General features: G+C 61.0%; 2 protein-coding genes. Both read right to left on the bottom strand.

What is annotated here, in order from left to right; translation table 11 throughout:
* Positions 1–782 (bottom strand): hypothetical protein (locus VBE63_RS29335; RefSeq protein ID WP_323686503.1); only part of this gene is annotated, 782 nt, incomplete at its 3' end.
* A gap of 318 nt (positions 783–1,100) precedes the next feature.
* Positions 1,101–1,392 (bottom strand): DUF4351 domain-containing protein (locus tag VBE63_RS29330; protein ID WP_323686502.1); only part of this gene is annotated, 292 nt, incomplete at its 5' end.

The following is a 1,392-nucleotide window of genomic DNA, read 5'->3' as shown; positions in this document are numbered from 1 at the left end:
TTGAAGCTCAGCTCCAAGTCCGGCGGCAGTGTCACCATCCAGTCGATAATCCTGAACAGTTCCAGTATATCAGCCTGCCCATAACCGCGATCATACAACAGCCGCACCAGCCAGAACTTCCAGCCGGCCCGCTCACCCGGACTGCGGACCGTCTTGGCACGGAGTTGCGCCATCACCACCAGCGCGAAGGGGTTATTGCTCTGCTCCAGCATTTGCCAGCGCTCCGGGGCCAAATAGTCCAGCAGCTTGACGCTGGGAAAGCGAAACTCAACGCCACAACCCGAGTGCGCGCGCCGGTAGTCATGCGGGCGAAACTGACGGCTGGTGTCGGCCAGCACCGCAAGGCTGATGACATCAACACCGTAACGGTCCAGCAGCCGGTAGTAATACTGGAACATCCGCGCGGCAAAATCGCGCTCCGGTTCACCCTGCACTTCCACATGGATCAGGATCCACGTCTCGTCGCCGTCCAGCGTAAACACCTTCACCAGTTTGTCGGCATAGCGCCGCCCCGAATCCGCGTCGCGCGCTACCTGCTGCAGCTCTTTGTCCATGAACTGCGGTGGCTGCTCCCAGTCGATCTCCGCATGGACTGCCGGGAACAACAGGGCGAGGAACTCAGAAAAGTAAACCTCCAGCGCCTCTTTCCACGGGCTGTCGTGATCGGCCGTCGCCGAGTCCACTGCGCGCCCTGTTTCGCCTGGATCGGGCGCGCTGCCGGTCCCCGGCGACAATGGCACAACGCCCTGCGCCTTGGAATCTTCGTTTGAATCGGAAGCCATGCCCACAGTGTTGCGCAGGCACAGGACTCACTCCACGACAAAAGTGCTCAATCTTCCATCATATCCGTGCAGAAAGAACGGACGGCTGCTACGTCAGCAGCAGGCACCACTCGTCAACCAAAAAGCCCCAAACCCAGTGGCAGAAATCTCCGCGTCTCATCTGTAGGAGGGACGCCCTCGTCCCGAACAATGCCACGCACAACCCCCGATCGGCACGAGGCGTGCCTCTTACAAAAGAGCAGCCGGATGCGGGCGAACAGCGAGAGGTATAGCCAAAGGTATGCTCAGCCAGATGTAGGCGTACAGGCAGAGGCGTGCTCAGCTGGAACTGGAAGCGAACACGCCGTCCAATGTCTCCGCATCCAATACTGCATCGGCCCAGGCCTGCAACTGCTCACTGGAGGCCCTCTGCACCCGGCCCTCGGCCCACTCAGGCAAGGGGCCAAAGCGGCGCGCAAGCAGGCGGCGCAAGATCGTCGCTTCACCTTGGATGAGGCCCCGTTCAAGGCCCTGCTCCAGGCCCTGCCGGACACCCTGCTCGATAGCGGTCCGCTCGAAGGTTGTAATGTATCGCATCGTCTGCTCCTCCTGCATGGTGCGAACCTGTTCC

Source organism: Lamprobacter sp., from assembly GCF_034860625.1.
Taxonomy (GTDB): domain Bacteria; phylum Pseudomonadota; class Gammaproteobacteria; order Chromatiales; family Chromatiaceae; genus Lamprobacter.
This window is presented reverse-complemented; position numbering and strand designations above follow the sequence as displayed.